This is a genomic window from Litoreibacter halocynthiae (genome assembly GCF_004365635.1).
Classification (GTDB): domain Bacteria; phylum Pseudomonadota; class Alphaproteobacteria; order Rhodobacterales; family Rhodobacteraceae; genus Litoreibacter; species Litoreibacter halocynthiae.
Genome location: NZ_SOBH01000006.1, coordinates 19993 through 43661, shown reverse-complemented (window position 1 = coordinate 43661; position 23669 = coordinate 19993). Strand labels below are relative to the sequence as shown.

General features: G+C 55.7%; 22 protein-coding genes. 5 read left to right on the top strand and 17 right to left on the bottom strand.

Features of this window, described 5'->3' with window-relative positions:
* The first annotated feature begins 70 nt into the window (after positions 1–70).
* The 5 genes from BDE40_RS18050 (at position 71) to BDE40_RS18030 (ending at position 6391) form a co-directional block, all read left to right on the top strand.
* Positions 71–277, top strand: coding sequence for a hypothetical protein (locus BDE40_RS18050; protein WP_134016977.1), 207 nt, complete (start codon positions 71–73; stop codon positions 275–277).
* 204 nt (positions 278–481) lie between these two features.
* Positions 482–1210, top strand: a complete 729-nt coding sequence (locus BDE40_RS18045) for a DUF736 family protein (protein ID WP_134016975.1) — start codon at positions 482–484, stop codon at positions 1208–1210.
* Between the two features lie 207 nt (positions 1211–1417).
* A complete protein-coding gene (locus BDE40_RS18040; protein ID WP_246030516.1) occupies positions 1418–1957 on the top strand; it encodes a hypothetical protein in 540 nt (179 codons plus the stop codon).
* Positions 1958–2281: 324 nt separating this feature from the next.
* Positions 2282–3328: an efflux RND transporter periplasmic adaptor subunit gene (locus BDE40_RS18035; RefSeq protein WP_134016973.1), complete on the top strand. Its 1047-nt coding sequence runs from the start codon at positions 2282–2284 to the stop codon at positions 3326–3328.
* 9 nt (positions 3329–3337) lie between these two features.
* Positions 3338–6391, top strand: a complete 3054-nt coding sequence (locus BDE40_RS18030; RefSeq protein ID WP_134016971.1) for an efflux RND transporter permease subunit — start codon at positions 3338–3340, stop codon at positions 6389–6391.
* 14 nt (positions 6392–6405) lie between these two features.
* Here BDE40_RS18030 and BDE40_RS18025 read toward each other — a convergent pair whose 3' ends face one another.
* The 17 genes from BDE40_RS18025 to BDE40_RS17945 all read right to left on the bottom strand — a co-directional run bounded on the left by BDE40_RS18025 (position 6406) and on the right by BDE40_RS17945 (position 23660).
* Positions 6406–6732 (bottom strand): hypothetical protein, encoded by a 327-nt coding sequence (locus BDE40_RS18025; RefSeq protein WP_134016969.1) that lies wholly within the window; start codon positions 6730–6732, stop codon positions 6406–6408.
* Positions 6733–6757: 25 nt separating this feature from the next.
* Positions 6758–7453 carry a hypothetical protein gene (locus BDE40_RS18020; RefSeq protein ID WP_246030515.1) on the bottom strand — a complete coding sequence of 232 codons (696 nt, stop codon included), beginning with the start codon at positions 7451–7453 and terminating at the stop codon, positions 6758–6760.
* Between the two features lie 185 nt (positions 7454–7638).
* Positions 7639–8313 carry a TetR/AcrR family transcriptional regulator gene (locus BDE40_RS18015; protein ID WP_138058617.1) on the bottom strand — a complete coding sequence of 225 codons (675 nt, stop codon included), beginning with the start codon at positions 8311–8313 and terminating at the stop codon, positions 7639–7641.
* A gap of 7 nt (positions 8314–8320) precedes the next feature.
* Positions 8321–9484 carry an ABC transporter substrate-binding protein gene (locus BDE40_RS18010; RefSeq protein WP_039965744.1) on the bottom strand — a complete coding sequence of 388 codons (1164 nt, stop codon included), beginning with the start codon at positions 9482–9484 and terminating at the stop codon, positions 8321–8323.
* Between the two features lie 20 nt (positions 9485–9504).
* A complete protein-coding gene (locus BDE40_RS18005; RefSeq protein ID WP_009808039.1) occupies positions 9505–11352 on the bottom strand; it encodes an AMP-dependent synthetase/ligase in 1848 nt (615 codons plus the stop codon).
* Positions 11349–12119, bottom strand: a complete 771-nt coding sequence (locus tag BDE40_RS18000) for an ABC transporter ATP-binding protein (RefSeq protein WP_064223630.1) — start codon at positions 12117–12119, stop codon at positions 11349–11351. The genes BDE40_RS18005 and BDE40_RS18000 overlap by 4 nt, the downstream gene beginning before the upstream one ends.
* Positions 12116–12883, bottom strand: a complete 768-nt coding sequence (locus BDE40_RS17995) for an ABC transporter ATP-binding protein (RefSeq protein WP_009808037.1) — start codon at positions 12881–12883, stop codon at positions 12116–12118. Before BDE40_RS17995 ends, BDE40_RS18000 begins: the two co-directional genes overlap by 4 nt.
* A complete protein-coding gene (locus tag BDE40_RS17990) occupies positions 12880–13959 on the bottom strand; it encodes a branched-chain amino acid ABC transporter permease (protein ID WP_009808036.1) in 1080 nt (359 codons plus the stop codon). The genes BDE40_RS17995 and BDE40_RS17990 overlap by 4 nt, the downstream gene beginning before the upstream one ends.
* A 3-nt stretch (positions 13960–13962) precedes the next feature.
* Positions 13963–14844 carry a branched-chain amino acid ABC transporter permease gene (locus tag BDE40_RS17985; RefSeq protein WP_009808035.1) on the bottom strand — a complete coding sequence of 294 codons (882 nt, stop codon included), beginning with the start codon at positions 14842–14844 and terminating at the stop codon, positions 13963–13965.
* Positions 14841–15956 carry a CaiB/BaiF CoA transferase family protein gene (locus BDE40_RS17980; RefSeq protein ID WP_009808034.1) on the bottom strand — a complete coding sequence of 372 codons (1116 nt, stop codon included), beginning with the start codon at positions 15954–15956 and terminating at the stop codon, positions 14841–14843. The genes BDE40_RS17985 and BDE40_RS17980 overlap by 4 nt, the downstream gene beginning before the upstream one ends.
* Before the next feature lie 4 nt (positions 15957–15960).
* A complete protein-coding gene (locus BDE40_RS17975; protein ID WP_009808033.1) occupies positions 15961–16734 on the bottom strand; it encodes an SDR family NAD(P)-dependent oxidoreductase in 774 nt (257 codons plus the stop codon).
* Between the two features lie 8 nt (positions 16735–16742).
* On the bottom strand, positions 16743–17879 hold the full coding sequence (locus tag BDE40_RS17970) for an acyl-CoA dehydrogenase family protein (RefSeq protein WP_009808032.1): 1137 nt from the start codon (positions 17877–17879) through the stop codon (positions 16743–16745).
* A gap of 9 nt (positions 17880–17888) precedes the next feature.
* Positions 17889–19127 (bottom strand): thiolase family protein, encoded by a 1239-nt coding sequence (locus BDE40_RS17965; RefSeq protein WP_009808031.1) that lies wholly within the window; start codon positions 19125–19127, stop codon positions 17889–17891.
* Positions 19128–19139: 12 nt separating this feature from the next.
* Positions 19140–19928 carry an enoyl-CoA hydratase/isomerase family protein gene (locus BDE40_RS17960; protein WP_009808030.1) on the bottom strand — a complete coding sequence of 263 codons (789 nt, stop codon included), beginning with the start codon at positions 19926–19928 and terminating at the stop codon, positions 19140–19142.
* 211 nt (positions 19929–20139) lie between these two features.
* Positions 20140–20955: an SDR family NAD(P)-dependent oxidoreductase gene (locus BDE40_RS17955; protein ID WP_229678646.1), complete on the bottom strand. Its 816-nt coding sequence runs from the start codon at positions 20953–20955 to the stop codon at positions 20140–20142.
* Positions 20952–22136 carry a lipid-transfer protein gene (locus BDE40_RS17950; protein ID WP_009808028.1) on the bottom strand — a complete coding sequence of 395 codons (1185 nt, stop codon included), beginning with the start codon at positions 22134–22136 and terminating at the stop codon, positions 20952–20954. The genes BDE40_RS17955 and BDE40_RS17950 overlap by 4 nt, the downstream gene beginning before the upstream one ends.
* Before the next feature lie 15 nt (positions 22137–22151).
* A complete protein-coding gene (locus tag BDE40_RS17945; RefSeq protein WP_134016967.1) occupies positions 22152–23660 on the bottom strand; it encodes a class I adenylate-forming enzyme family protein in 1509 nt (502 codons plus the stop codon).
* Positions 23661–23669: the final 9 nt, after the last annotated feature.

The window sequence follows — 23669 nt, the reverse complement described above, 5'->3', positions numbered from 1 at the left end:
GCATCAACCAAGAACCCGCCCATTCAGTCGGGTGCTTGGCCGGAGTTCGTCAATCTAAGTGGAGATAACCATGAACATCGCAGAAATCCAAACGGCTGTGGACGCAGAGAAGGCTGTTCATTGGTCAAACGAGGGATATGTGATCCGCAAGGATACACTGGGCCAGTATCTCATCGTCTTTGAGCACAACGGCAGTGCCATTGGTCTGACTGACCGTAGTGGAGGCCATCTAAATGGTCAGGAAGAGGAGTTCTTCCTTTCCGATCGTGATGTCTGAAACATCCCAACAGACCATTGGGCAAAGAATGGGTCGCGCTGGTGTTGTGGTGACGAGCGTCCATTTAGCGCTCTGCACCGTCTGAGAGGCCGGGAGAAAGTTGAAAGCAGGCTTTCTGTTTTGTGACTCCATGAGGGGTCGAAAAGCAATCTCGGATGGTCTGGCAAGATGTCGGGCCCCGATAACCCAAGAAGGATAAGACCCATGTTCGCAGGAACCCTTACCAAAACCGCCGACACCGCAGCCGCAGTCTTCACCGGCACAATCCACAACACCAAGTTCGACATCGCGATCCAGTTGGAAACCCGCGCAAAGATGTCGGAGCGCAGCCCGGACTATGACGTCACGGCGGTCAACAAATCTGGCCGCAAGGTGCGTATTGGCACAGCCTGGAACGAGACCGGCAACACCAGCGGTAATCCCTACATCTCGATGCAGCTGGATGTTGGTCTTGGGCCATTCCGCGTCAATGCCGTGCAGACGCAGGAAGCCCGCAATGCTAAGAGCGAAGACTACGAGATCATCCCGCTGGTCTCAAACGGCACGATGAAATCCGGCTCGATCTCGGGCGAGCTAACGGCGATGGATGCTGACAACGCCTTCGCGGGTTACATCGCCAATATGATGTTCGATTTGGACTTCATGCTCATCGAGAACGACTACAAGACCGAGGAAACCCATCCCGACTACCGGATCGAAGTGAGCTCCCCAAAAGGGAAGCCGATCCGTGTGGGTTCGGCCTGGATGGCGAAAAGCACCCGGACTGGTAATGAATACCTTTCGTTGCTGATCAACACGCCTGACGGTGATCTGCGGGTCAATGCCGTGCAGAACGAAGAGCAACGGGGTGGGCAGACGTTCTCGATCATTCCGTTTGTGCAGAGCGATGATCAGCAGCCGGACGCTAGCGGTGGATTGTCGTTGGTTGCTTGATCGGATCGAAACCATCGACTGACAGAACAGGGGAGCCGCGGCAACGCGGTTCCCCTTTTTTGTGTGAGTGTGCTTGAAAGACACCCGTGCCTAGCCCGGTGCTTTGATTGGCACCCGCAACACCATCGCTTGATATGTGCGGCCTTGTCGAACCACCCAAGTTTGCTACAAGGATATACTAACGTAGCATGGTTCTTGAGAGGGCGGATGGCTCGAAAACCGAAAACAGACCGCGTTTGGTTCGAAAACTTTGACCTCGAAGTGGAAATCACTGCGCTGATCACGCGCATTGAGACATGTACCAAGTTTGGGCTGCCAGACAAAAAGCGGGACATGGTGTTTTCTTACGCAGCGACGAAGCTGGGTAAAACGAAAGAGGCCTACGCCAACGCGAAGAGCGAGGGCAAACCGGTCTCTACATCTCGCCGTGACTTTTTAGAAACCATCCAGGATATGATTTTCTTGGCGATCCCGGCCGAGAATGTCGCGTTGATGCCAATAAGCGAATATGTCCTGAACGATCCATCGTATTATCAGGACGCGATGTGTCGCGCGGCATCCCTCACCGAGGACGAGCTCTTTATGGCCCTCTCTCCCATACTCAAAGATATGACGGTGCAGGATGCCCGCGACTTTGTATCGAAGCTTTGGCATGACGGGATCGACGGCAATGCCAGAAAGTATGCGGAAGCACTGAAGCGCCCCGAGCGTGAGCGTGTTCCATTGCGGCTGGATCGAATTGTTTAAGCTGCCGACGTTGTCTGGCCTACAGCGGACCTTCATTAAATCTGCGGCAAATGACTGCTCGGAGCCCATTTTGACCGATGCTGCCTCAAGGACAAACGACTGTTTTGATAGAATTGTGATCAGACGGTTGTCCCAACGCGTTGCACCCGAAACAGAACCAAAGAAGTCGCCGAGCCACGCGGATCAAAAGGCATATGGCCTAAATGACACGGCTTTATCCCCAAAGCCCAAATCCATGGTTGTTGAGCTGGATTGAACTGATTAGTTTAGTTTTTGAACTCGGGAATCAAGCCCAGTCATCTGTTGCGGTATGAAAGGGTCAAAATGAAACGGTTGAAGCTGGTGGTGCAAGGTATTGCGACCGCTTTTGTCTTGGCGTTGCCACATCAAAGCGAAGCGCAGACATCCATTGTGAAAATTGAAACCGTTGAAGCCTCGGGGTCTGGTCTCAGCCGTACTTTCTTCGGCCATGTCGTCGCACGGGAAACCGTGGATTTGGCCTTTCAGGTTTCGGGGCAAATCATTGATTTCCCGGTGGATGAAGGCGCTGATGTGCCCAAAGGCGGTTTGGTTGCCAGCCTTGATCTTGTCCCGTTCGAGCTGGCCCTGGAAGAGGCCCGCCTTAATAGCGATCAGGCCAATCGCACATTGGACCGGTATCGCCAACTGGAAGGCAGCGCCGTGAGCCAGACCACAGTTCAGGACGCCGAAACGCAAGTCGAACTAGCCAGCGTTGCGATGCGCAATGCTGAACGCGCGCTGGAACAAGCCACCTTGCACGCGCCTTTCGAGGCACTGGTCGCTTCACGTCTGGTGCCGAATTTTTCAACCACGAGCGCCGGAATGCCGGTTGTGCGGTTGCATGACATGTCCGATCTGCGGATCGAAATCGAAGTGCCCGAGACCTTGTTTCAACAAGCGGGCCGCGACCCAAACATCGAGATTTACGCCGAGTTTACGGGTAATCCGAACCGGTACCCCCTCGCGGTAAAGGAAGTGAACGCAGAAACGGCTGCGGTCGGCCAAACCTATTCAATCACGCTTGGCATGGCGCCAAAGAATGATTTGACCGTCTGGCCCGGATCGTCAGTCAAGGTCACGGCTAGCTTGTTCGCCGACGATGCCCCGATACTCGTTCCGGCGTCCGCGATTGTCATCGGCAATGACGGTAGCACCAGCGTTATGGTGTTCACTCCGACGGGCGGCATCGAGGGCACAGTCACACATACGCCCGTTGAGATTGCTGCCACCGAGAGTGGTGAGGTCGAAATCCTGTCCGGACTAGAGGTCGGGCAAGAGATTGTCGCCGTTGGCGCATCTACACTTGTCGATGGCCAAGACGTACGCCGTTTCACCGGTTTCGGGGGCTAAGGGCCGATCATGGATGTTGCTCGTTTCTCTATTGTTAATCCGATCTACACTTGGATCGTAATCCTGATGTGTCTGTTGGGTGGCATCTGGGGGTTCTCATCGCTCGGGCGGCTCGAAGACCCTGCGTTTACGATCAAAGTGGCTATTGTTGTCACACAATATCCCGGCGCCTCTGCCGAAGAAGTCGCGACGGAAGTGTCCGAGCCTATTGAATCAGCCATTCAAAAGATGGGTGAGGTCAAGCTGATCGAAACCATGAACCAACCGGGGCTGTCGTGGATCACCGTGGAGATGGAAGATCATTACGACGGCAGCGAGCTGCCAAGTATTTGGACAAAACTTCGCAATCGGGTCAGTGAGGCCGCGTTACCAAGCGGGGCAACCGCGCCCTATGTCAATGACAGTTTCGGCGATGTTTATGGACTCTACTATGCGATCACCGCGCCCGGCTTCAGTGATCGTGAAATCAATAATCTGGCTGATTTCTTACGGCGAGAGGTGCTCTCGGTTGAGGGCGTCGCCGATGCGGTGATTTCCGGCGCACCAAACGAACGCATCTATGTTGAGCCCGATCTGGCGCTGTCCACATCGCTAGGCATTCCGCCTGCCATGATGCAGGCCGCGCTGGCCAACGCCGATGAAATTGTCGAAGGCGGGTCTATTCAGGACGCCGAAGGCCGCACACTTATTCAACGCCCTGACGGGTCTGACAGTGTTTCAGCCATTGCGGCGCTTTCCGTTGGTGTTGGCGGGCAGATCGTGAACCTGTCAGATTTCGCAGATGTTTACCGTGGACGCGAAGACAACCCCGATCTGATTCTCCGCCACAATGGAGTTGAAGCGTTCAGTCTTGGCGTTGCGGGCCTTTCGACAGAAAACATCGTCGAAGTTGGCCATGCCGTCGACGCAAGACTGGAACTGCTAAAACAATCCATCCCCGTCGGTATTACGATCGAACCCATCTACCAACAACACGTCGTCGTCGAGGAAGCCTCGAACTCCTTTCTTGTGAACCTCGCCATGTCGGTAGCCATCGTGATCATTGTGCTCGCCGTTTTCATGGGTTGGCGGGCGGCTGTGGTTGTCGGGGTAACACTATTACTCACCGTCGTCGGCACTTTGTTCTTCATGGCGCTTGGCTCCATTGAAATGGAACGCATCTCGCTTGGCGCGTTGATCATCGCGATGGGGATGCTGGTGGATAACGCCATCGTCGTCGCAGAAGGCATGCAGATCAATATGCAGCGCGGCCAGACATCCCGTGAAGCCTCGACCGAGGCAGCCAGCAAGACGCAAATCCCACTTCTCGGGGCCACGGTCATCGGCATCATGGCCTTTGCCGGGATCGGCCTGAGTCCCGATGCGACGGGCGAATTCCTGTTCTCTTTATTTGCCGTCATTGCCATTTCGCTGATGTTGTCGTGGGTTCTGGCAATCACCGTTACCCCGCTGCTGGGCCACTACTTTTTCCGCCAAGGTGAAAAGGGCGCGAGCGGCGGCTACGATGGTGCCATCTTCCGCGGCTATGCCAGTCTGCTGCGTGCCAGCCTCAAACTGCGCTGGCTGGTTCTTGTCGGACTTATCGGCACGACGGTAGTTTGTTATGCCATGTTTGGCCAAATCAAGCAGCAGTTCTTTCCTGACAGCAACACGCCGCTCTATTTCGTGAACTATAAACTGCCCCAAGGCGCCGGCATCGATCAGACGTCCAGCGACATGCAAACGCTGGAGAATTGGCTGGTTGAACGCGACGACGTGATCGCCGTGACGTCCTATTCCGGTATGGGCGCGTCGCGTTTCATGCTGACTTACGACAGCGAAGACCCTAACCCCAGCTATGGCCACCTGATCGTCCGCGTCACCACGCTGGACGTGATCCAGTCCGAAATGGACGAGCTGGAGGCCTTTGCAGTGGAAGCAGTTCCGCAGGGTGAATTCCGCGTCAAACGTCTGGCATTCGGCCCCGGTGGCGGTGCCCCGATCGAAGTGCGGTTTTCCGGCGCTGATCCGGCGGTCCTGCGTGATCTGGCGGACGAAGCCGTTGAGCGGCTGAGTGCCGCGTCCCCCAACATTATATCCCCCCGTTATGACTGGCGTGAAAAAGAACTGGTGCTGCGCCCGATCTATGCCGGAGACCGTGCTCAGGAGTCCGGCATTTCACGCTCCGACATCACCAGCATCTTGCAGTTCGCCACCGAAGGCACCGCGGCTGGCGTGTTTCGTGAGGGCGACCGCCAAATCCCGATCATTCTGCGCACCGCGCCGGATGCGGGCCTGTCGCTGATGGACCACGTCATCTATTCCGAAAGCAACGATACTTTGGTGCCGATGGCGCAGGCGATCGACGGGTTCAGGTTCGAGCCGCAGGATACGTTGGTATTTCGCCGTGACCGCGCGAATGTCATCACTGTTGGTGCCGATATCCCCCGCAACCTGACGGCAGCCGGAGTTCTGGCCGAAGTGCGCGCCACCATTGAAGATATGTCCATTCCGGATGGGTATACGATGGAATGGGGGGGCGAATACGAAAGCTCAACTGATGCGCAGGCCTCTCTCGGCTCCCAGCTCCCGATGAGCATTATCATTATGGTGCTCATCACCGTTCTTCTGTTCAACGCTCTGCGTCAGCCGCTTATCATCTGGCTATTGGTGCCAATGTCGGTCAACGGGGTTAGCCTTGCACTGTTGGGCACTGGTTTGCCATTCACCTTCACCGCGCTTCTTGGCCTCTTGTCGCTGTCCGGCATGTTGATCAAAAATGGGATCGTGCTGGTCGAAGAGATCGACCTCACACGAAAGGCCGACCCCGACATGCCACTGGAAGACGCCATTGTAACCGCTTCGACATCGCGCTTGCGGCCGGTGTTTCTTGCGGCGGCAACGACGATCCTCGGCATGTTGCCGCTTCTTTGGGATGCTTTTTTCCAGTCCATGGCCGCAACCATTATGGGCGGACTAGCCTTCGCATCCCTGCTGACGATGGTTGCCGCACCGGTGCTGTATTACGTGTTCTTTAAGCGATCAAAGGGGCCCGTAGACAATTCCGCAAAAATGGTTGCGTGAACGGGTCCGGTGGTTCAGAGCAAGCGGGAGTTTGCGTGGTCGGCGGCAGGTTTATGTTTCATTTCATGACCCGGCGGCATGAGCGGTGCCAACGGCGAAAGCCAGCTTTTGCGCACCGAACGGCCGGAAAAGACAAACTTGTAATCATGCAAGGGAGCCATCGTTTTTTTGTGGACTACAGATACGACAGCTGTGGCCTGTTCGCCGAAGGTGTTATTCCGAAAACGGCCATTGGCGTACCTGCAGCGAAAGAGCGCTTTGTCCGCTCTACGGACATACGCACCGAAAGCAGCGAAGGGCCGGTATTTGAGCAACTCAGCACGCTCAAATTCTGGCAGCATGATGGCAAAGCTGCCTTTGACAGCGCTAGTAGTTCACCTGTTCGAAGCCGTAGTTGCCCTCATAGTCACGCCAATCGACGAAGACAGATCGGTGATAGATACCCGGGCAATTCTGGCCCCAACGTTCAAGTCCCACATGGGCCTCGGGCAGGGCAGTTATGGAAGATCGCTGCCATGAGAAATCGCCTTGGGTCCCGTAAGTGCCAAGGGCTATAGTCGCGCTGCGATTGCAGTCACCGTCACGACCAGATTCGTGCTGCCGCGCATAACGAACGTCAAAGACGCGGATGGACCGCACGAAGTTGAACTCAGGTCCGCTGATATCGATGTCCGCGCGGTCCTGAATGAGCCGTAGGGCCCAGTCGGTGGGAACGAGATCGTCGACTGGCAAGGATTGGAGAGGTCGATGGGTGCCGGGCCGGTATAAGACTTCAAAGATGCGGCCAGCGTTGTTTGAAGGCCGATCGCTCTCATAAGAGGCGCCCATGGGACAGCGCCAGATTTGCAGCGGTGGTTCGACTGGCCAAGGTGTAATCCGCCGGATAAATTCGGCGCGGGCTCGGGCGCAAGGGACGGAGGCAGGCCAGCCGCCAGACAGGCACAAGAGGATCGCGCAATCGATCGGGTATGTCTGCGCGCGGGCGGGTACCGGCAGCGAAAAACCGGTCACGGTCAAAGCGACTGCGACCGAGGGGAGGAGCTTCTTGAGTAAATGGCGCATGCTGTGGAGCCTCCTTGATAGGAGTTCAGCATACTTACAATAATATACTATCGCAACGCTAAGTATAAAGTCGCATAATGAAGTTTATGTTAATTATGAAAGTGCTCCTTCAAAAATCCGAGAGTCCATCTTATGTTAAATCTTTAATAAAATCGGCGCTGTTTGAATAGGCAACAAATTTAGAATCAAGTATTCTTCGCACCCACGCCATGGATGATTAGTTCCAGCATTTCATCTGCAATACTCTCTGGGTTAAGCGGCCCTTTCGGATTATACCAGATCGGCATCTGGTTGAAGGCCGAAAAAAGCACATGTGCGAGGCGCTTTGAGTCGCAATCGCGGATAGAACCGTCTTTGATCCCTTCTGCGATAATACTTTCAAGAAAATTCTGACCGTCTATCAGTGTCTGACGCAAATTCTTCTGATTTTCTCCGGTCAGATTGCGCCGCGCTTCGCGCATCAAGGCAGAGCCGAATTCGCTCACAACCATGTTCGCATAGACTCTAAAGAATACGCGGATACGATCAAGCCCGTTACCCTGAACTTCCTGTGCCGATGTGAAGCATAGCTCGACCCGCTCCAGCGAGATGCGGGCGCATTGCATCAGGATATCTTCTTTGTTTTTGGCGTAATAATAAAGCGCGGGCTTGGTGACTGCGAGTGCCGCTGCGATGTCATCCATCGATGTCTGTTTGTATCCGACTGTTGAAAACGAATGCGCGGCCAGATTGAGCATGGCCCGCCGTTTCAGCTTTTGCTGGCCTTTGGCATCTTTGGTTTTTTTGTGCCAATGGATTCTAGTCAAAGCTACTCTTTCAAAACCAACGGGCGGAACCGAAGCACCGCCCGCATTTATCACTGACAGATTAGTAGTCGAGCCCGCGGGCCGCAATAGTCCATTTACCGTCTTCGACTTTTGCCATAATCAGACTTTCGATGCCCTGATGGTCTTCCGGGCCAAAGCTGACCGACTGGCCGCCGATCGGATCAACATAGCTAGTGATCGCTTCGGTTGCGGCCAGAAATCCTTCGGTCGTCAGATCGCGACCAGCAGCTTCGAGCGCCACGGCAATCAGGTCGATGAAAACGTAACCAAGCTGCGCTTGTGGGGCCATCTTTTCACCGTAAATTTCGCTGTAACTCTCCAGGATACGTTTTGCTTCCCCTTCGGAGTCTCCTGCGTTCGCAAAAACAAAAGGCGATACCAGATATAGACCATCCATCGCGCCATCAGCGGCAGTCGCAACTGCATCCATATAGGACACCATTCCAGTCACGAAAGTCGGTTCAAAACCAAGCTTTTTAGATGTTGCAACAACTAGAATTGTATCGCGCACCCCACCCGCCAGAAACACGATATCGCAACCGGCGTTTTTCAATGTGGTTACAGACGAGAGCATATCGGATTCGGTTGCCGAATGCTCCGTTTTGGCCGCGACTTTCATGTCATACTCTGCCAATTGCTGCGTGACGCCAAGCGCCATTGATTCACCAGCTTCATTTGCGAGTTGCGCAATGCAGGGTGTTGAGAAATCACCATTTTCCTTGAAGTATGCAACGCCCGCGCGAAACTGGTCTGTATAGCTGCGAAAAAATGCGTATTTCATCGGATCCAATGGTTCATACATCTCGACCTCGGCCGACATCGGGAACATGTTGGGAATTCCCGCTTCAATTTGTTGCGGCATGATCGCTAGGTTCATCGGTGTGCCAAGCGCGCCAACCATCGCAAAAATCTGGTCGCGGCGCATCAGTTTGTTTGCAACCTGAATCGCGCGGGGCACCTGATATTGCGTGTCCTCGATTATAATCTCAAGCTGGCGACCGTGAATGCCGCCCGCCGCATTGATCTCGTCCACGCGCATGCGCAGGCCATTCGCCTCGGGCACACCCCAGACTGCCAACGGCCCGCTTAGGTCCGTATAGGTGCCAAGCGTGATCATGTCGTCGGTCACGCCCTGCAGCCCCTCGGCCATCGCGCCGGTGGCTGTCATTGCGGTAAACGCAAGTGCTGTTGCTAGTTTCTTCATTGGTCTCTCCCTTTGGTGTTTCAATACATCGTTTCGATCAGGTCTTTGTATTTGCGCTCGATCTCGTTGCGCTTAAGCTTCATCGTCGGAGTCAGCTCGTCGTCTTCGGCTGTCAAAAGTACGTCGATCAGCCGGAATTTCTTTACCTGCTCGACCGGCGCGAAACCGCTGTTCGCCTGTTCCACCTCGCCTTCGATCAAGTCCTGGATTTGGGTGTTTGCGCACAGGGATTTGTAGTTGGAAAACGGGATACGCTTTTCCTGCGCGTATTTTTCAACGTTTTCGTGGTCGATCATGATCAGCACGCTCAGGTATTTGCGCTTGTCCCCGATGATCACCGCATCAGAAATATAGGGCGAGAATTTGAGCTCGTTTTCCAACTGCGAAGGCGTAATGTTCTTGCCGCCTGCGGTGATGATGATGTCCTTCTTGCGGTCCAGAATAGTTAGGTCACCATTGGCATCCATCGTCCCAACATCACCCGTATAGACCCAGCCATCGACCACGGTTTCCGCCGTCTTTTCAGGCTGGTTCAGATAACCCGAAAAATTGCTGGATGAGCGAATGAGGATTTCACCGTCATCGGCCAGTTTCGCTTCGACATTGCGCATTGCCCGGCCGATGGAACCGATCGGTGATCTGCCCGGTATGGTTGCAGTCACAATGCCGGTTTCGGTCTGGCCATATGCCTCTTGTACTGTCACCCCAAGGGCATTGAACCAGCTGAGCAGTCGGGCTGAAATCGGTGCCGCACCCGATACGATCGTATGCGCGCGCGCCAGTCCCAGTTCGACCCTGATATTTCGAAGCACCAGAAAGTCCAGCACCTTATGCCTAAGCCTAAGCATCGTCGGCACAGATTTTCCCGCAGCAATCAATGCCTCCCTGCGTCCAGCCGTTTTCAGGGCTTGGTCATAGGCAAACCGGCCAAATGCGGTGGCATCATTCATCACAAAATTGATACGGGAATAGAATTTTTCCCACACGCGCGGCACCGCAAAGATGAATGTTGGCGCGACTTCCTGAATGTCAGCGGCAAATGTATCGCCGCTTTCCGCGATGTTGATGGTTATGCCGTGACGGATCGGCACGCAGACAGACAGGATCCGTTCGGCCGCGTGACACAGCGGCAGGAACGTCAAAACTTCATCGCCCGGTCCGAGCGGCAATTCGGGGTAATTATCCGATTGCGCTAGAAAGAAGCGGTGCGACATCGCGGCACCTTTGGGAGCACCGGTTGTGCCGGACGTATAGATCAGCGTTGCGATATCTTCGGGATCGCCCGCATCAACGCGGCGCTCAAATTCAACGCTCAGTTCTTCGATTTTAGCGTCCGACAGTGCGAGAAATTCTTCCCAGCCTATGACTTTGTCATGCTGGAAACTGCGCAACCCTTCCATATCAAATACGATAACTTTTTCGAGATGATCAAGCTGGTCCTCCACACCCAGATACTTATCTAGCTGCTCTTCATCCTCAACGAATAGCACCTTCGCTCCGCTATCGTTCAACTGATAGGCAACTTGCTTTTCCTGCAAAGTAGGATATAGCCCGTGAGTCGTGGCCCCGATGCACTGGATGCCAAGGTCGGCAAACACCCACTCCTTGTTGTCTTCACTAATGATCGCGGCCACGTCACCTTCACGGTAGCCCAACGCCATAAGTGAACACCCGACCCTGCGCGCGGATGCGTAATAGTCCAGCCAGCTGAATTCTTTCCAGATGCCGAAATCCTTTTCGCGGATTGCGATTTTGTTGCCGAACTTCTTGCAGTTCTGCCGGAACAGTTTGGAGAACGTGTCACAGCCGTCAATCTGGACCGGCGGCGGCGTCCATCCTGCGGTGGATTGGTCTTGCATTGTGTTCATCGCCACGTCTTTCTTGCTTTCCAGCGGCGGTCGCCGCGCGCACTTTCTGCTTTGATGCCAAGGTAGAATTCGCGAATGTCAGCACTTTTCATGAGAACGTCGCGTTCACCTTCCATAACGATCCGGCCGGTTTCAAGGACGTACCCGAAATCGGCGGCCGGCAGCGCAACACTGGCGTTCTGTTCAACCAGCAACATGGTCACGCCTTCTTCGACGTTGATCCGTTTGATGATCTGGAAAATCTCGGAAATCAGGAGCGGTGACAGGCCCAGCGACGGCTCGTCCAGCAACATCACGCGCGGACGCTGCATAAACGCGCGACCCAAAGCCAACATCTGTTGTTGCCCGCCAGATAGATAGATCGCCTGCTTTTCCAGAAAGGTGCGCAGCACGGGAAACCAGCCCAGCACCTTTTCCAAGTCACGCGCCACTTCATCGCGATCCTTGCGGCAATAGGCACCCATCATCAGGTTGTCCTTGACCGACAAGAGGGAAAACACTTCGCGCCCTTCGGGTGAATGGGCGATGCCGGCGCGCGCGATGACATCTGGGTCAAGCGCGGTGATATCGCGCCCTTCAAATTCCACCTGCCCCTTGAACGGATCAAGCGCGCCGGAGATGGTTTTCAAAATCGTCGTTTTGCCCGCCCCATTGGAGCCCATGACCGTAACGACCGACCCTTCCTTGACCGTCAGGCTGATGCCGCGAATGGCCATCACCCTGCCATACATCGTTTCGACGTTGCTGGCGCGCAGTACCTCGGTCATGCTGCCTGCCCTCCCAGATATGCCGCCTGAACATCGGGATCGCTTTGAACTTCGGATGCGCTGCCGCTTGCAAGAAACCGGCCTTCGTTGATGGCCAGCACCATGTCCGAAACTTTGTTCACCAGTTTCATGTCGTGTTCGATCATAACAACGGTGACACCCAGGACCTCGCGGATATCTTCAATCACAAAAGCAGTATCGTCGGTTTCCTCGCTGGTCAGTCCGCTTGACGGTTCGTCCAGCAACAGGATCTTTGGCTCCGACACCAACGCGCGGGCCATTTCGGTCTTTTTGCGCACGCCATACGGCAAATCCGCAACCCGTGCATGACGGTAGCCTTCGAGATCAAGAAACTCGATTATTTCTTCGGCTTTGCGGCGGTGGGCCAGTTCCTGACGCATCTGCGAACGGGTAAAAAACAGCTCACTCAGAGGCCCGAATTTGCCGTGACGGATGCGCCCGATCAGCAAGTTATCAAGCAATGACGCATGTTCGAACAGTTCGATATTCTGGAACGTCCGCGCAATGCCGTGGTTGATTACCTCATGGGATTTCGCTTTTCGCAGGCTTTTGCCGTTGAACCGGATGTCGCCTTGCGACGGATCGTAAATCCGGCAGATGAGGTTGAACACCGTGCTTTTGCCCGCGCCATTGGGGCCAATGATGGTGAACACCGACCCCGGTTCAACTGAAAAGCTCAAGCCATCCACCGCTTTCAAACCACCAAAGGAAAGCGATACGTTATCTATCTCCAACCCGTTCATCTTAAACGCTCCGTTTTGAGGAATGTCTTCTGACGCTGGAAACTGCGCTTCTTGTACATCGGGAACACGTTGAAATAGTGATGGATCTTGGTCCAGCGTCCATAAAGTCCGTCAGGTTCGAACAGGATGAACCCCAGCAGGATCAGACCGAATGCAAGACTATCGAAACCGCCGGACGTGGCGACTGCACTGGGCAGCACGATCTTGACCCAGCTCAACACGGTTGGCAGCAGCACGATAAAGAACGCCCCAAAAACCGCGCCGTGGATGGTTCCGATCCCGCCGACGACGATCATCAACAGCAGACGGATGGATTCCCCCATTCCGAAGGTTTCCGGCGTGATGTAGAAGAAGGCGTGCGCCAGCAGCCCGCCCGCGAGGCCCGCAAAAACTGCCGAGATGAAGAACGCATATGCCTTGAAGAAGGCCACATTGGTTCCCAACGCCCGCGCCGACACTTCGGAGTCGCGGATCGCAATCATGGCGCGACCCGACCTTGTGCGTGTCAGGTTGCGAACGATCAGGATACAACCCACGAAGATGACAAAATTCAGCAGATAAACTTTCCAGCTTTCGTCGATGGCCAGCCCGAGAATATTGATTTCCGGCACCGAAAGGCCACGATGACCGCCTGTGAAATCGCCCGCACCACCGATGAGCCGTTCGGTCACAATCGCAATCGAAAGCGTGGCAATCGCCAGATACAGCCCGTGCATCTTTCCGCAGATCCGTCCGACGGCCAACCCGACCAGCCCAGCCACCAACGCCGCTATCGGCAGCGACAAAAGCCACGGCACGCTGTAACGGGTCAGCAGGATCGTGTGAGTGTAGGCACCGATTGCGACAAACGCCGCCTGTCCGAAACTCACCTGCCCGGAAAATCCGGTCAGCACCATTAGCCCGAGACCCGCGATAGCATAGATGAATACGAATGAGAGTTCATCCAGAAAATAGCCGTCCAGAAACAGCGGCGCGGCCAGTGCGATCGCGGCAAACAGCAGATACCAGAATGCCTGTCCACGGTCGCGGAAAAGCTGGATGTCCTGAACATAGGATTTGCGAAAAATTACGCGCATGGCTTAGACCTTCTTTGCATAAATTTGGGCCAGCAGGCCTTGCGGACGGATCAACAGCACAAGGAACATGATCAAGTAGGCACCAATTCCTTTGAGGGTCGGGAACATGATATCGAAAAACGGTTCCGTCACACCGATCAGCAAGCAACCGATCACCGCACCGGGGATGGAGCCGAAACCACCGACAATTGCCCCTGCAAATGCCTTGAACCCGATAAAACCCATCTGCGTCGAAACCAACGTCATTGGCCCCAGGAGCAGTCCGGCAATCCCGCCAAAGATCGCGGACATTGCCCAGATCGAGGATGTCAGCCGTTTCACAGGAATACCCATGTAGAACGCTGCTAACTGGTTCAGGGACAACGCCTGCATGGCGACACCCTGCCGAGCGTAACGGAAAAACAGGTACAGCGCGCTGGCGACAACCGCGGTGACAACAATCGACAACACGCTGGCCCAAGAAATGATCACTGGGCCCAGTGTAAGATTGCCATCAACCGGAGCAGGCAACGAATAGTTGCCAAACCCCCAAATTATCCCTGCAACCGCCCTGAGCGCGATACCCAATGCCAGCGTCAGGATAAAGACAGTGAACACCGGCTGGCCCGTCAGGCGCCGCACCACAAGCGCTTCGACGCCGTAGCCGAATGCGCCCATGAAGACCAATGTCAACATCGCACCCAGCCAGTAGGGCATCCCCATCAGCACGATGAACTGATACCCGACAAATGCCCCCAGCATCATGAATTCGCCTTGGGCAAAATTCACCTGCTCAGTCGCCTTATACACAAGCACCAGACCAATCGCGATCAGGCTATAAAGGCACCCTTGTGACAGGCCGACCACAAAAAGCTGCATCGCATCGGCAAAAGACAAGGCAGTCATGCGTTGTTCCCCCAGTGTTCAAGGATTTCATCAAGGCTGATTTCTCCCGCATCTCCGGTCGTCGGTGTGTCGGGTTGTGTTCGCGAGAATCGCGGTGCGGGCGTCGGCATCTCGATGCCACCTACTGTGACAAAGCTGCCCCGGGCGCGATTATGCGCATGATCCGATGCGTCAGCCAGAGAAACCACAGGTGCGAAACACGCGTCGCTGCCTTCCAGAATATCGCACCATTCCTGTTGGGTCGCAGTCAGGAAAATCTCCGTAAGCGCGTCCATCATACTGGCCTGCGCGGTGGGTGCGTATTGATCGGCAAAGCGCGGATCGTCTGTGAGGCCCAGAAGTGCCAGAAGTTCGGCAAAAAATTGCGGTTCGAGACATCCAACGGACACATATTTGCCATCGCCCGTTTCGTAACAACGATACCACGCAACGCCGCCGTTGATAAAATCGCCAGACCGTTTATCAGACCAAGCGCCACATGCGACCAACCCGTGCTGCATGGTCATCAGCAGGTTAACCCCGTCCGTCATGGCCGTATCGACCACCTGCCCCTGCCCCGTGGCGCGCGCATGAGTCAGGGCTGCAAGGATACCAACGTTCAGCATCATCGCGCCGCCGCCCTGATCCGCGATCAGGTTCATCGGTGCAGGTGGCGGGCGGTCCGCATCGCCCAAACCCCAAACCGCACCGGTTATGGCGGCATAATTCATGTCGTGGCCCGCTGCATGTGCCAGCGGCCCTTCCTGTCCCCATCCGGTCAATCGGCCATAGACCAAGGCCGGATTGCGCGCCTGCACCTGTTCCGGACCAAATCCCAGCTTTTCCATTTTGCCCGGCCTGAACCCTTCGATCAGCACCTCGGCACGTTCGATCAACTGCCAGAGCCGGTCGACATCTCTGGCCTTTGTCAGGTCAAGTGTCAGGCTGCGGCGCGAGCGGTTGAACAGATTGTATTTCGCATCAATCGGCAACGGAAATTTCTGACCGGGCCGCGCGATGCGCACCACTTCAGCGCCCAGATCAGCCAGATGCATCGCAGCAAACGGCGCAGGGCCAAGACCTGCCATTTCAACAATGCGTACACCTTTGAGGGGACCTGAGCGTTGCAGCATCGCCCTATCTCGCCTGCAGGCGCGTGGCAGCATCAAGCCGCACGGTTTCGCCGTTCATATATGAATTCTCGATCAGAAAGGCGCAGCAATGAGCGAATTCTTCCATCCGGCCGACACGCTTGGGCGCTTCGACAGAGGCTTCGAGGTTTGCGATCACGTTGTCGGGCAGCGACATGACCATCGGCGTGCCGAACAGGCCGGGTGCAATCGCGTTGACGCGAATGCCCTTGGCACCCAGTTCGCGCGCGGCAGGCAGGTTAAGGCCCATCACCCCCGCCTTTGACGACGAATAAGCCGGCTGGCCGATTTGCCCTTCCATCGCAGCACCAGAGGAGACGTTGACAACAACACCGCGCTCTTCGCCGTTTTCGGGTTCATTCAACAACATCCGCTGAACAGCTTTGCTCATTACGTTGAATGTGCCGACAAGATTGATATCAACCGTGCGGCGGAATGTGTCGAGCGACGCGGCCTTGCCGTCACGGTCGATCACTTTCATCGGGCTGACGACCCCGGCGCAGTTGATGCACCCATGCAGCGCACCGAATTTTGAAACCACGGCGTCAACTGCCGCGTCCACGCCTTCATCGTCGGTCACATCGACGTTGCAGAACATTGCGTTTGAAGCACCCAGTTCCTTGACCAGCGCATCGCCAGCGCCCTGCGACATATCGAAAATACCAATCTTGGCACCGCGTGCTCGCAGATATTTCGCCGTCGCCGCGCCAAGACCCGATGCCCCGCCGGTGACGATGATTGTCTTGCCTTCGATTTCCATGACCGCTCCTATTTGAATGCCTGCACGCCGGTAAGCGTCCGTGCGATCAGCAATTTTTGTATTTCTGTAGTCCCGTCCGGGATCGGCCCGATAATGGCCTCGCGCGCCAGCCGTTCGACGATAAAATCGGTGGTGACACCATTGCCACCGTGGATCTGCACTGCTTGGCGCGTTGCGTTCACTGCGATTTCCGTGCCGTACCATTTGGCCATGGCACATTCCTTGTCGCAGCGTTCGCCGCGGTCGATCATGCCAGCGGCACGGAGGGTCAAAAGCCGCGCAGCATCAATCTCTGTGGCCATTACGGCGATCTTGTCTGCGATGAGCTGGTGACCCGCTATCTGCTTGCCGTGCTGGTTGCGTTCCTGCGCATATCTGATCGACTCTTCCAACGCGCGCCGTGCAAGGGAGATTCCCCACATGGCCATGTGAACGCGCGCCCGTTCAAACACCACAAGCGTTTGCTGCAAGCCGCGGCCGACCTCGCCTATCGTGTTTGCAATCGGCACACGCACGTCATCAAGAAAGATCTGTGCCGTGGATTGTGCGTTCAGACCCATTTTTTTGATGTCGCGGGTTTCATAGCCATGCTCTTTGCGATCCACTAGAATATGGGTCAGGCCCTCATCGGTGGCGCAGGTGCATATCAGGAAATCCGAAAAGCGACCATTGGTGATCCAGGTCTTTTCGCCATTGATCACCCAGTCATCGCCGTCCCGCCGCGCTCGGGTTTTGACAGCGGCCACATCGGACCCGACATTTGGTTCCGATATGCCCATCGACGCGGTAATTTCACCGGCAAGCAACGGACCGATATATTTTTTGCGAATCTCATCAGACCCGAGCTTCAGCAGAATCTCACCTGCCACCACGTTGATCAGAATGGGCAGCGCGATATCTATTGCCGTAACACCAACCTCTTCGAACAGCATCAGGTGGGTGGTCCAATCCAGCCCCATACCGCCCGCTTCTTCGGGATGCGGGGCCGATGTCAGACCGAACTCGGCAAGTCGCGTCATGAAACCCTGAATGACTTCTTTTTCGAACGGCGCATCCTTAACCTTCAGGTATTCCGGTTCGATCTGGTCATCCAGAAACCGGCGCAAGGAATCGCAAGCCATTATCTGCTCTTCGGTTTTGAACATCTTTCGCTCCTAGCGCCCGAGAATAAGGATGGAGGCCACGGCCTCTTCGATACCGATCAAACCGCCGCCATTTTCCGCGATGGCGATCCGCGCACCTTCGACCTGTCTAGGTCCACATTCACCGCGCAGTTGCGATACCAGTTCGTAAACCTGGCCCAACCCAGTCGCGCCAATCGGGTGGCCTTTGCATTCCAGCCCGCCCGACGGGTTCACCGGCACCCGCCCGCCGATGGAGGTGTCACCGCGCTCGGATGCAGCACCCCCTTCGCCAAATGGGAACAGCCCAAGGTTTTCGATCTGGATCAACTCACCCACCGCTGTTGCGTCATGCACTTCGGCAACTGATACGTCTTGGGGACCGATACCGGCGATTTCATATGCCCGCCGTGCCGCAATCGCGGTCAGGTGGTTCTCATAATCCTCCGGCGCGCGGTTTGATCCGGTCTGGATCACGCTGGCGCGCACTTCGATGGCACGATCCCGGCTGATCCCGAACTTTTTCAATCCGGCCTCGGTCATCAGAACCGCAGCGGCACCGCCATCGCTCATCGGGGCGCACATTGGCAGGGTCAAAGGATAAGTGATCGGTGGTGCGCTTAATATTTCGTCAACGGTATAAGGCGCGCGGAATTGCGCCTTTTCATTTTCAACCGAATGCATGTGGTTCTTTGCTGCAATCGCAGCAATCTGTTTTTGGGTCGTGCCGAACGTGCGCATATGCGCCAGCCCGAACGCTCCGTAAATCGCCATAAAGACTGAAAACGGCTTGTCCGAAGTGGTGTCATTCGGCACGTCGATGCCTTTGCCCAGCGCCATCAGTTTTTCGGTATTTTCCTCAACGGTGGACACATCCCACGCGCCATCGAAAAAGCTGAACATCTTAGCTTTGTCACCTGTCCACATTTTTTCGGCCCCAACGGCCAAAGCCACGTCACCCTCGCCTGCTTTGAGAAATTGAGCCGCAAGGTTCAACGCGGTTGACCCGCTGGCACATGCATTTTCGACGTTTACCATCGGGATGCCCTCAAATCCCATCTCGCGCAGGGTGATCTGGCCCGGGATCATCAACTGCGCCTCAAGATGTCGCTGTGTTGTGTTCGCGTAGTAGGCAGCCTGAATGTCATCCTTGCCAATGCCGGCGTCCGCCATCGCGCCATCGACAGCCTCGCAGGTCAGCGACTTTACCGTTGCCCCGTCGAGGCGTCCCATTTTGGTCATCGCGACCCCGGCAATGTAAATTTTTGTCATTTCAATCTCCGCTCATGTGCCGGTGAAAACCGGCTTTCGTTTTTCACCGAATGCGGCAAGTCCTTCGGCCGCATCGTTGGATTTCAGATGTTCGCGCAGCACGGCAAGTTCCTGTTTCAGCGCCTCCACCTGCGTCATTTCGATGGATGCATTGGCTACCCGCTTCATCTGCGACAGGACCAGCGGGCTTTTGGTCGCCAGCAACTGGCTGAACTCGTGCAGCCGCGCTTCAAGCGCGTCATCACCAACCACTTCCTGCACCAGCCCCATGCGCATCAATTCGCGCGCTGGTAGACTTTGGCCCGAAAACAAGAGGTATTTCGCGTTTGCGAGTCCGATCCGGCACGGCAAGACAGCAGCGCCGCCTGCGCCAGGGAACACACCAAAATTCGAATGAGCATCGCCAATTCTGGCGCTCTCGCCCGCAATCAGCACATCGCAACACATCGCGAGTTCCAGCCCGCCCGCAACGGTAATGCCATTCAGCCCGCCGATCACCGGTTTCGGCAAATCACGCAGCGCTTGAAACGTCGCGCCGATAGCGTCAAGAAAATCACCCTTTTGCGTATCGGCATCATCCAGACCAGCGAGGACTTCCTTCAGATTGGCACCGGCGCAAAACGCACGCCCCGCAGCCGTCAGCACAATTGCGCGCACCTGTTTTGCCACAGCGATCTCTCTTATCGCGGCGCGCAGTTCCCCAATGAGGTCGACAGAAAGTGCATTAAGACTGTTGGCCCTGTTCAACGTCAGCCACGCAACCGGACCACGGTATTCGACCAGTACATTCGCTTGAGTCATGCGTGCGTCTTTCTATTTACTTACCAGTAAGTAATCAAAAATATATAATCAAATCAAGAACTAATTTACGTTAGGTTACATAGGCTTGTAGGTTGTCGGTTTCTCCCGTCCGATTTGATCGGAGAATCAGCAATCCGGCGACATCAAGATAGTGCGTTCCCCGATGATGCGCGCGACATGAAAAAATGCCTCGCCGCGCGACACCTTGTGTTCAGGACGAACTTTTTGTGCCCAGATCCAGCGAGCCAGTCTGCATCATGCCGCCACAGACATATCCACCATCAACGACCAGTGTTTCACCGTTCACATATCGCGCATCAGGCGAGCCCAGATAGGCAACTGCCGCCGCGATATCCGCAGGGTCGGCCATGTAACCCGCCGGAATCATCGGCAACAGGCGCGCAACCGTTTCTTCGGTATAGGTGCTTTCGGTGAGCGGAGTTGTAATGGCGCCCGGTGCAATCGCGTTTGCCGTGACGCCATGCGCCGCAACTTCAAGCGCAATCTGGCGTGTCAGCCCCACCAAGGCCGCCTTGGACGTGCCGTAAGCCGTGCGCCCGACCCCTGCGCGGATGCCGCTGACCGACGTGATATTGATGATCCTGCCATATCGCTGACGAACCATTTCACGCGCAGCAAGTTGCGCGCACAACATGCTGCCTGTCAGGTTGATAGCCATAACGCGGTTCCAGTCTTCCAAAGGAAAATCGAGGAACGGATTAATCCCGACGATACCCGCATTGTTCACCAGCACATCCACGCATTTGTCCCAGCGTTCCGTCTCGTCAAATGCCGCATTCACCGATGCCGGATCCGACACATCAAGCTTTTGCCCAAGCGCTGTACCACCTGCCGCTTCGATCTGCTTGACCGTATCGGCTATGCCTGTTTCGGCAATATCAGTGACAACAACCCTCGCGCCCAACTCCGCCAGCCGCAAAGCAATCCCCTGTCCGATGCCAGAACCTGCACCGGTGACAAGTGCCACGCCGAAATCGTCACGATCTCTCATTGGTGGTTTTGTCATGCTGTAATCCTTTCATAAAGTGTAACAACCGCCGCACCGCCCAGCCCAACGTTATGCTGGAGGGCAAGCCGCGCATTATCGACCTGCCGGTTCTCTGCCTTTCCACGCAGTTGGTTGGTCAACTCAAAACACTGTGCCAGCCCCGTAGCACCCAGTGGATGCCCCTTTGACAGCAGACCACCAGACGGGTTCGTGACGTATTTCCCGCCAAAGGTGTTGTCGCCATCATCGACCAACTTTTCGCCATCACCTTCGGCACATAGCCCCAGGGCCTCGTAGGAAATCAATTCGTTCTGCGCGAAACAGTCATGCAATTCGATCACGTCGATATCGTCAGGACCCACGCCCGCCTTTTCATAGACCATGCGCGCGGCATCACGGCTCAGCCTGGCGCCAACCACTTCGATCATGTCGCCGGTTTCAGGGTCCAGCAGTTTATCCGTTGTCATTGCCTGCGCGCGGATTTGTACAGTTGTATCAAGGCCCATTTTTTCAGCGAACCCTTTGGACACCACAAGCGCCGCCGCAGCGCCGCAGGTGGGCGGACAAGCCATTGGCCGTGTCATTACACCGGGCCAGATCACCTGCGCACCCATTACATCCTGCGTGGTCATCTCCTTGCGGAAAACCGAGAGTGGGTTGTTCGCGGCATGGCGGCTAGCCTTGGCCCGAATTTTGGCGAATGTCTCCATCTTCGTACCAAATCGTTCCATATGCGCCTTGCCCGCACCGCCGAAATACCGAAGCGTCATCGGCAGATCGACGTCCCCTATCAGCCGGTCCGTGGCGGCATCAAATTCCGCCAGCGGTGACGGGCGATCGGGAAAGACAACACCCAACGCACCGGGGGCCATCTGTTCAAAACCCACCGCCAGCACACATTCTGCCACACCGCTTTCGACAGCCTGCCGTGCGAGGAAAAGCGCTGTTGAACCGCTCGAACAATTGTTGTTCACGTTGATAATCGGGATGCCCGTCATGCCCACGCGGTAAATCACACGCTGCCCGCTTGTGCTGTCGCCGTAAACATAGCTGGCATAGGCCTGTTGCACGTCTTCGAACGCGATACCGGCGTCATCCAGTGCAAGACGGATCGCCACCTCGCCCATCTCGTCGTAAGGTGCCGATGCGCCCGGTTTTGCAAAAGGGATCATGCCGACACCGGCAATAATGGCAGTCATTTTGGGTCTCCTTTTTTATGGTTTTTCGAATTGTGTATCGGGGTCGGTCAGCATCTGGCGCAACTCTGTCTTAAGTATTTTGCCGTAGCTGCTTTTGGGCAGTTCGAGAACAAAGCAATAGGCCTTGGGTCGCTTGAACCGCGCTATGTTATCCAGACAAAAACGGTCCAGCGCCTGTGCGGTCACGCCCGGCTCTGCCACGACAAACGCGATGACTTCCTCGCCCCATTCGGCCTCCTCGCGGCCAACAACATTAGTTTCGACCACGCCGGAATGACGCAGCAGCACCTCTTCGACCTCGCGCGGATAAATATTTGACCCGCCAGAAATGATCACGTCCTTGGACCGGTCCTTGAGCGTCAGGAAACCGTGGGCGTCCACGCTGCCAATGTCGCCGGTATGGAGCCAGCCGTCCCGCAAGGCTGACGCCGTTGCCGTTTCATTGCCCCAGTATCCCGCCATCACCACATCGCCACTGACGATCACTTCGCCCGCGACATCTGGGGGGCATTGTGTGCCTGTTTCATCCACCACACAGACCGTGACGCCGGTGCGTGGAATGCCGACGGATCCCAGCCAACTATCCGGAATTTCCCAGCTCAATATATGCGGTGGTAGATAGGTGATCGTACATGGTGCCTCGCCTTGTCCGTATCCGATCCAGATGCGGTTGCCCAACAGCGCCATCGCCCGGCGCAGGTCTGCGACATAAATCGGCGCACCGCCGCAGAACAACAGATCAAGGTTTTCGATGGCCGCCGTGTCAAGCGCAGGACAGGCCGTCAGACGCGTCAGCATCGTGGGTGCGACAAAAAAAGATGAATGGGGATATTCATGCAGCAACGTCACGATTTCATGCGGATCGAATCCACCGCTTTGCGGCACAACATTCGCCGCGCCCCGCTGCGCAAACGGTAGCATAAACAGCCCTGCCGCATGAGACAGCGGTGCCGGATGCAGCGCCGCCGACATTTCCGTAACCGGACACATATCGGCCAGAAAACTCGTGGTCATGGTCCAGAGGTTGCGGTGGGTCAGTATCGCCCCTTTCGGGCGGCCCGTCGTGCCGCTGGTATAAAAAATCCATGCCGGATCGGTTTGCGCAGCGTGTGCAGGCTGCAAATCCGCTGACGCTTGTAACGCCGCATTATATTCCGGTCCACCGACCGCAATGACTGCTGAAAACCCTTCGACGTCTTCCGGCCGGTCGGTAAAGGCAAGTGCGGCATCACAGTTAGCATGGATATAGGTCACTTCGTTAGGGTGCAGTTTGGCATTCAACGGAACGGCAACACATCCGGCAGTCCAGATGGCAAACAGGATCTCGATATATTCGGGCCGGTTGCCCATGAAGATCAGAACACGGTCACCTTTTACCAGATTGCGCTGTTTCAGCGCAGCGGCCAAGGCCGCGCTGCGGTCCTGTAATTGGGAGTAGGTGCTGAACGTCGACAACCCCAAGCAGACGGCAGGTCGATCGCAATAGGCGCGCGCGGACTGTGTCAAAATGTACGCGATGTTCATAATTCTGCT